This window comes from Bradyrhizobium sp. (genome assembly GCF_049581145.1).
Lineage (GTDB): Bacteria > Pseudomonadota > Alphaproteobacteria > Rhizobiales > Xanthobacteraceae > Bradyrhizobium.
Genome location: NZ_JBAURI010001051.1, coordinates 1 through 7,793 on the forward strand (window position 1 = coordinate 1; position 7,793 = coordinate 7,793).

Here is a 7,793-nt window from a genome sequence, read left to right on the forward strand (position 1 = left end):
ATCCCGAGGTCGCCGCGATCACGCGCAAGGCCGCCGCCCGCTTTGCCGAGGCCGGCGCCATCGTCGAGGAGGCCCATCCGGACCTCCGTGACGCCCATGAATGTTTCCACGTGCTGCGCGCGTTCTATTTCGCCGTCACCAAGGCTGAGCTGTTGCGAACGCACCGCGACCAGCTCAAGCCCGAGGTGATCTGGAATATCGAACAGGGCCTCAAGCTTACGGTCGAGCAGATCGCGCGCGCCGAGACGCAGCGCGTCGCGATGGCCGCGCGGACGCTGGAATTCCTTGCCACCTACGACCTGCTGCTGACGCCGGCCACCATCGTGCCGCCGTTCCCGGTCGAGCATCGCTATGTCGCCGAATGCGGCGGCAAGAAATTCGAAAATTACGTCGAGTGGCTCGGAATCGTTTATGCGATCACGCTGACCTGCTGCCCGGCGCTGTCACTGCCCTGCGGTTTCACCGCCTCCGGCCTTCCGGTCGGACTGCAGATGGTGGCGCCGCCGCGCGGCGAGGCAAAACTGCTCGCCTCCGCCAAGGTGCTGGAGGATATCCTGGGCGTCCGCGGCACGACACCGATCGATCCGCGGCCGCCGAGATAGTCAGTCAAGCCTGCGCGCCGGCGTCCTGGATCGCGGCCGCAAGCGCCAGTTCGGTCTGCTTCACCATGTCCTGGACCAGGTCCGCGATGCCGATGCGCGCGGCCTTGCCGGTGAGCAGGCCCTGCTCCGCCAGCATCACCGCGCCATGCACGCCAGTCCATATCGCCAGCGCGTGCCGCTCGCGCAGGAAGCCGGCGGTAGGCGGCCCCAAGGCTTCCAGCACCAGGCCAAAGGTTTCCATCGCGGCCAAGTGCAGTTCGCTGCCTTTCGGTGCGCCGGCCTTGGTGCGGGTGGCGAACATCAACCGGTAGATGCCGTTGCGGCGCAGGCCGAAATCCAGCGTTGCCTGCGCGATGCGCGACAGTTTCGAGCGCTTTGACGGCTTCCTGGTTGCCTCGCGCAGCATCGCATTGAACTGCCGAAACGCTTCCGCCGTAACCGCGACCAAGAGCGCCTCGCGGTCGGCGAAATGCCGGTAGGGCGCCGGCTGCGAGACGCCGAGCTGTTTGGCCAGCGCCTTGATGCTGATGGCTTCTGGCCCGCCCCGTTCGGCTTCCTTCAGCGCGCCACGCACCAGCGCATCGCGAAGATCGCCGTGATGGTAGGTGTTTTGCAGCTTGCGGACGCGTTGAGGCGACATGGTTCTTCACGAAATTGGCAACGCGGCGATCGACGATCTTTTGACTTGACAGATTTGCGGCGGCACCAATGTAATAGGCTATAACTTACGGGCGCGGCGAACAAGCGGGCCTGCGGCGAACAATACGCCGATCATGCAGGAAACGTCAGCGCGGGCCGCGCGATCAAGAGGGAGGTGCTTCGATGGCGCAGCTGAAGATCCATGTCGACCAGGACAAGTGTCAGGGTCATGCGCGCTGCAAATCGCTGGCGCCGGAACTGTTCGATCTCGACGAATACGGCAACGCGCACGAGGCCGGCGACGGCACGGTGCCCGAGGGGCTCGAGGATAAGGCGTGGCTTGCGAAAGCCAATTGCCCGGAGTTCGCCATCGAGGTGACCGAGCAGTAGAAGCAAGCCAACGGCGGCCGATGCGAAACGCCCAGCAACCACGGCTGCAACCCATCAAATCAGATAAGGATTTGCGCTGATGTCCGATCCCGCTCGCGTGCTGCCCGAACACCCGCCAGTAACAGACTGGGTGCACGATTTCGACCACACCGATCCGCAATGGACCGCAAATCCGTTCCCGATCTGGGACGAATTGCGCGCGGCAAGTCCGGTGGTGCATACCGAGCGATTCCTCGGTTGCTATCTGCCGACCACCTATGAGGCGGTCCGCGAGATCGCCCACGACACCGAGCATTTCTCCTCGCGCCGCGTGCTGGTGCGCGACGTCCGGCCGGAGCTCACCGCCCGGGCCCCCCCGATCACCTCCGATCCGCCGGAGCACAAGCCGGCCAAGCAGTTGCTGCTGCCGCCGTTTACGCCCGACGCAATGAAGAGGCTGGAGCCGCGGGTCCGCGCGATCTGCAACGAATTGATCGACGAGTTCATCGCCGACGGGAAATGCGACGCGGCGGCGCGCTATACCAAGCACGTGCCGGTGCGCACCATCGCCCACATGCTCGGCATTCCCGAACAGGATAGCGATCTCTTCATCAAATGGATCCACGAGATCCTCGAGCTCGGCATCAAGGACCAGGAGGCGCTGATGCGCGGCGCGAACGAGATGACCGAGTATTTCGCCGGTCATGTCGAACATCGCAAGACGCATCCGAGCGACGATTTGATCTCGACCATGATGAAGGCGCGGACGAGGGACGGCCAGCCGCTCGAGGACGAACATGTGCTGGGTTCCCTGCGGCTGATCCTGATTGCGGGCATCGACACCACCTGGAGCGCGATCGGTTCCTCGCTGTGGCATCTGGCGCAGACGCCCGCCGACCGCGAGCGGCTGGTCGGCCAGCCCGAGCTGATGCCGACCGCGGTGGAGGAATTGCTGCGCGCCTATTCGCCGGTGACGATGGCGCGCGAAGTCGTGAAGGAAACCGTGGTCAGCGGCTGCCCGGTCAAGCCGGGCAACATGGTGCTGTTGTCGTTCCCGGCCGCCAACCGCGACCCGGCGATGTTTCCGGATGCCGACAAGGTCGTGCTCGATCGCAAGGAGAACCGCCACGCCGCCTTCGGGCTCGGCATTCACCGCTGCGTCGGCTCCAACCTGGCGCGCATGGAAATGACGGTCGCAATCGAGGAGTGGCTGAGACGAATTCCGGACTTTCACCTCGACCCGGCAGGCAAGGTCACATGGTCGGAGGGCACGGTGCGCGGGCCGCGGCAGTTGCCGTTCCTGTTCGGAAAGGCTACCTGAAAGGTCTGCCACAAAAGAGCCATTTCGGAGACCGGACATTGACAGACCAAGCCATCGGTACGCCGGTTCCGGAACAGCTCGACCTCGCCGACATGCGGCGGCGGGTGAAGGCCATTCTGATCGGCTCGATCGGCAATCTGGTCGAATGGTACGACTTCTACGCCTACACCGCCTTCGCGCTCTATTTCGCGCCGGCGTTTTTTCCGCAGAGCGATCCGGTGGTGCAGCAGCTTAATGCCGCCGTGCTGTTCGCCGCGACCTTCCTGATGCGGCCGCTCGGTGGCTGGCTGTTCGGCTACCTCGCCGACCATTTCGGCCGGCGGCTGTCGCTGACGCTGTCGGTGGTGTGCATGTGCTTCGGCTCCCTGATCATCGCGGTGACGCCGACCTATGCCACGATTGGCGTCGCAGCGCCGGCGATCCTGGCGCTGGCGCGCGTCATCGAGGGCCTCAGCCTTGGCGGCGAGTACGGCGCCAGCGCGACCTATCTCAGCGAAGTCGCCGACGCCAAACATCGCGGCTTCTATTCCAGCTTCCAGTACTTCACTTTGATCGGCGGCCAGCTCACCGCAATCATCGTGCTGCTGCTGCTGCAGAAGGTCTTCCTGACCCCGGCCGAATTGAAGGCTTGGGGCTGGCGCATCCCGTTCGTGATCGGCGCGTTGCTCGCGATCTTTGCCGCGGTGATGCGGCGCAGCCTGCAGGAGACCGACGCCTTCGTCGAAGCCAGCAAGATAGCCAAGCCGAGCGGCTCGATCCGCGGCCTGTTGAAATATCCGCGCGAAGTGCTGCTGGTGGTCGGCCTCACCGCCGGAGGCACCGCGGCATTCTATACCTTCACCACCTACATGCAGACCTTCGTCAGGCTATCGTCGGGACTGACCGAAGACCAGACCACCATGGTGATTTTCGCTTCGCTCGTGTTCGCGATCCTGCTGCAACCGACCTACGGCGCGCTGTCAGACCGCATCGGCCGCAAGCCGCTGTTGATCTTCTTCGGCGTGGTCGGCACGCTCGCGACGGTGCCGATCCTGATGACCTTGAAGGAAACCAAGACGCCGCTGATGGCCTTCCTTCTGATCTGCGCGGCCTGGATTTTCGTCGCCGGTTATACCTCGATCAACGCGGTCGTGAAGGCGGAACTGTTTCCGACCAATGTCCGCGCGCTCGGGGTCGGCTTTCCCTATGCGATCACGGTGTCGGTATTCGGCGGCACCGCGCCTGCGATCGCGCTCTCTTTCAAGAGCCTCGGCCACGAGGACTGGTTCTATTATTATCTCAGCGGCGTCATCTTCCTCTCGTTGCTCATCTATGCGACCATGCGTGACACCAAGCACCAGTCGGCGATGCACCGCCACGAATAGCGCCACAAATAGCGAAAGGCCGAGGCGATGGCCGAGCCGCATGAGCCGCCGCAACCTGAACCGTCGCATGACAGCAAGCTGACGCGCAGCAAGCAGCGCTGGGCGCAGCAAGGCCGCTTCCTCACCGGACAGGTCGCGCGTCCCGAGGATCAGCGCCTGCCGCCGGGCCAGCATCTCACCAGGGATTGGCCTACGCTCGATCTCGGCCTCACCCCCGACATCTCGCGCGAGCACTGGCGGCTCGACGTCCATGGCGCGATCGCGCATCCGATCTTCTGGGATTTTGCGGAATTTTTGACACAACGCCAGGCTAATTTCGTCTCCGACATTCATTGCGTCACCACCTGGTCGCGCTACGACAACCAGTGGCGGGGATTTTCCACCCGCGATCTCCTGGCGGCGTGCCAACCGAACGATCGCGCCCGCTTCGTGGTGCTGCACTGCTATGACGGCTACACCACCAATCTCGCGCTCGAGGATTTCGCTGCCGAAGACGCCTTGCTCGCCCATAGCTGGTCCGGCACGCCGCTCACCGCCGAACATGGCGGCCCGGTCCGGCTGGTGGTGCCGCATCTTTATTTCTGGAAGAGCGCGAAATGGCTGCAGGCGATCGAATTCGTTGCAGAGGACGCCCCGGGCTATTGGGAAGTCCGCGGTTATCACAACCGTGGCGACCCGTGGCTGGAGCAGCGCTATTCCGACGATTGATTGTCAGCGTTCCTTGTCACCTATCCCGAAGGGAGAGGTGGCCATCCGGATGGAGACCGCCCATGCCGATCGAGCGTTTTCAATTCACCGGCGAGGGCGGCCATCAGCTCGCCGCCGCGCTCGACTTGCCCGAGCGCGAGCCGCGGGCTTATGCGCTGTTCGCCCATTGTTTCACCTGTGGCAAGGATGTGCTGGCGGCGTCGCGGATATCAGCCGCGCTGGCGGCCAAGGGCATCGCCGTGCTGCGGTTCGATTTCACGGGCCTGGGCTCCAGCGAAGGCGATTTCGCCAACGCGACCTTCACTTCCAATGTCGCCGATCTCATCCACGCAGCCGATCATCTGCGAGGGACGCGACAGGCGCCGGCGATCCTGATCGGCCACAGCCTCGGCGGTGCCGCGATCCTCGCCGCCGCCGGGCAGATTGCGGAGGCAAAGGCCGTCGTCACCATCGCCGCCCCCTCCGATCCCGCCCATGTCACCGACCTGTTCAAGGACCAGGTCGACGACATCCGCAAGCTCGGCCGGGTCGAAGTCTCGCTGGCCGGCCGCCCCTTCCACATCACGCGTGAATTCCTCGAGGACATCACCGAGCACCGCCTGATGGCGCGCGTCACCACCCTGCGCAAGGCGCTCTTGGTGATGCATGCGCCGAGTGACGATACCGTCTCGATCGACAATGCGACGCGGATCTTCCTGTCGGCCAAGCATCCCAAAAGCTTTGTCTCGCTCGCCGGCGCCGACCATCTCCTGAGCCAGCGGCGCGACGCGGCCTACGTCGCCGATGTCATCGCCGCCTGGGTCACCCGCTATCTCGACGCGACCGTCCCCGCGCAAGCCGCCGATCCTGCTGGCGCGCCGCGCAACGTAGTGGTGCGCGAAACCCGCAACAGCAAGTTCCAGCAGACGGTGACCGTCGGTCCGCACCGGATGCTTGCCGATGAACCCGCTTCCGCCGGCGGCGAGGACTCCGGTCCCGGACCTTACGACTTCCTGCTGGCGGCGCTCGGCGCCTGCAAGTCGATGACCATGCGGCTCTACGCCGACCGCAAATCGCTGCCGCTGGAGCGCGCCACCGTCACGCTCAGCCACAGCAAGATCCACGCGCAGGATTGCGCCGAGTGCGAGACCAAGGAAGGTCTGCTCGACCAGATCGAAGTGGTGATCGGTCTCGAAGGCGCGCTCGATGCCGAACAGCGCAAGCGGGTGCTGGAAATCGCCGACAAATGCCCGGTGCATCGCACCCTGACCTCGGAGATTCGCATCGTGACCCGCGCGGCCGACTAGCATATCATCGGCCGAAACCAGGAAGCGCTGATGCCCGCGGTGGCACGCATCGATCCCAAGACCGTCTTCACGCCGGAGGAATGGCGCCAGCTCACCTCGCGCAGTTCGCTGCGCGGCCTTTGGCTGGTGCTGCATGCCTGGGGCACCATCGCGGCCTGCATGGCGCTGCTCATGCTATGGCCCAACCCGCTGACCTGGCTGCTTGCGGTCATGGTGGTGGGCACGCGCCAGCTCGGGCTTGCGATCCTGATGCACGAGGCGGCCCATGGCGGGCTTTGCACCAACCGGACGATCAATGAATGGGTCGGGCAATGGCTGTGCGCGGTGCCGGTCGGCGCCGATCTGCCGAGCTACCGCGCCTATCATCTGCAGCATCACAAATTCACCCAGCAGCCGGAAGATCCCGACCTCTCGCTGTCGGCGCCCTTCCCGATCAGCAAGGATAGTTTTGGCCGCAAGGCGATCCGCGATCTCACCGGACAGACTTTCATCAAGCAGCGGCTGCCGCTGTTGTTGTCGCTGTTCAGGCCCGCGGCGAAAGACGCCGCGGTGTCGCATGAGAGTTTTGTCGCGACCGGCCGCGAAAAGATGCTGCGCTTCCTTGGCCTGAATGCGCTGCTATTCGCCGTGTTCTGGCTGGCCGGCGCCGGCATCTGGTATGTCGGCGTCTGGCTGTTGGCGATGGCGACCTGGCTGTCATTGGTTACGCGGGTCCGCAACATTGCCGAACATGCCTGCACATCGACCGGCGAGGACCCGTTCAGTCATGCCCGCACCACGCTGGCCGGTCCGATCGAGCGGGCGTTGATTGCGCCTTATTGGGTGAACTATCACGCCGAACACCACCTGTTCATGTATTTGCCGTGCTACCATCTGGCGGAAGCGCATCGGCAGCTGGTCGAAAAGGGCCTGATCAAGCGCATGGAAGTGCGGCGCGGCTATCTCGAGGTGATTCGGCTGGCGACCTCGCGCGCTACAGCGCTTTAGGCACGGCCTCCGCCGCCAGCGGCTGCACGCGGAGCGCGCCGCGCAATCCCATAGCCGTACCGAGCATGATTCCGGCGACAGCGACGAAGGACGCCAGCGCCAAGGTCGACAGTCCCGTGAGCCCCTGCCCGACCGAGCAGCCATAGGCCATCGCGCCGCCCGCGCCCATCAGCGCGGCGCCGCCGGCCGAACGCAGCATGTGACGCGGCGATCGATAGCCCTCCCAATGGAAGCGTCCGGTGACCAGCGCCGTGACCAGGCTGCCGGCAAATACGCCGCCCACCGTCGCGATGCCGAAATTCAGGGTGAGCCCGGTCGACAGCATCGCATATTGCAGGCCGTCCGCGATCGGCGCGATGAAGGTCAGCGACGTCACCGGGACCGGATTGAAATCGTCGGCGCCGAGATAGCCGGTAACGAACCAGCCCGCAGCGGCCAGAAGACCCATCGCAAATCCGGCCGCCACCTGCCCCATTGAGCTGCGAAACGCCGCATGCGCGAAGGCAAAGATCAGTAG

At 64.6% G+C, this 7,793-nt stretch carries 9 protein-coding genes; 7 read left to right on the top strand and 2 right to left on the bottom strand.

Features of this window, described 5'->3' with window-relative positions; translation table 11 throughout:
• On the top strand, positions 1-602 hold a 602-nt coding region (locus tag WCB02_RS34005; protein WP_423965423.1), incomplete at its 5' end, for an amidase family protein.
• A gap of 4 nt (positions 603-606) precedes the next feature.
• Here the strand turns inward: WCB02_RS34005 and WCB02_RS34010 are convergent.
• Positions 607-1,242, bottom strand: a complete 636-nt coding sequence (locus WCB02_RS34010) for a TetR/AcrR family transcriptional regulator (protein WP_423965425.1) — start codon at positions 1,240-1,242, stop codon at positions 607-609.
• A 182-nt stretch (positions 1,243-1,424) separates the two neighbouring features.
• Here WCB02_RS34010 and WCB02_RS34015 point away from each other — a divergent pair, with 182 nt between their 5' ends.
• From WCB02_RS34015 to WCB02_RS34040, 6 genes are all read left to right on the top strand, one after another.
• Entirely contained in the window at positions 1,425-1,631 is a 207-nt protein-coding gene (locus WCB02_RS34015; protein ID WP_423965427.1) for a ferredoxin, read from the top strand.
• Positions 1,632-1,710: 79 nt separating this feature from the next.
• Positions 1,711-2,931: a cytochrome P450 gene (locus WCB02_RS34020; RefSeq protein ID WP_423965429.1), complete on the top strand. Its 1,221-nt coding sequence runs from the start codon at positions 1,711-1,713 to the stop codon at positions 2,929-2,931.
• A 38-nt stretch (positions 2,932-2,969) separates the two neighbouring features.
• Positions 2,970-4,295, top strand: a complete 1,326-nt coding sequence (locus WCB02_RS34025; RefSeq protein WP_423965433.1) for an MFS transporter — start codon at positions 2,970-2,972, stop codon at positions 4,293-4,295.
• A 27-nt stretch (positions 4,296-4,322) separates the two neighbouring features.
• On the top strand, positions 4,323-5,003 hold the full coding sequence (locus tag WCB02_RS34030; RefSeq protein ID WP_423965435.1) for a sulfite oxidase-like oxidoreductase: 681 nt from the start codon (positions 4,323-4,325) through the stop codon (positions 5,001-5,003).
• A 62-nt stretch (positions 5,004-5,065) separates the two neighbouring features.
• Complete coding sequence (locus tag WCB02_RS34035) at positions 5,066-6,289, top strand: alpha/beta fold hydrolase (RefSeq protein ID WP_423965437.1); 1,224 nt, start codon at positions 5,066-5,068, stop codon at positions 6,287-6,289.
• Positions 6,290-6,319: 30 nt separating this feature from the next.
• The gene (locus WCB02_RS34040; RefSeq protein ID WP_423965439.1) at positions 6,320-7,276 is read left to right on the top strand and encodes a fatty acid desaturase family protein; all 957 of its coding nucleotides are present in this window, start codon (positions 6,320-6,322) and stop codon (positions 7,274-7,276) included.
• Here WCB02_RS34040 and WCB02_RS34045 read toward each other — a convergent pair.
• Positions 7,263-7,793, bottom strand: a 531-nt coding sequence (locus WCB02_RS34045; protein WP_423965441.1) for a YeeE/YedE thiosulfate transporter family protein, incomplete at its 5' end; no start/stop codon positions are given. The genes WCB02_RS34040 and WCB02_RS34045 overlap by 14 nt on opposite strands.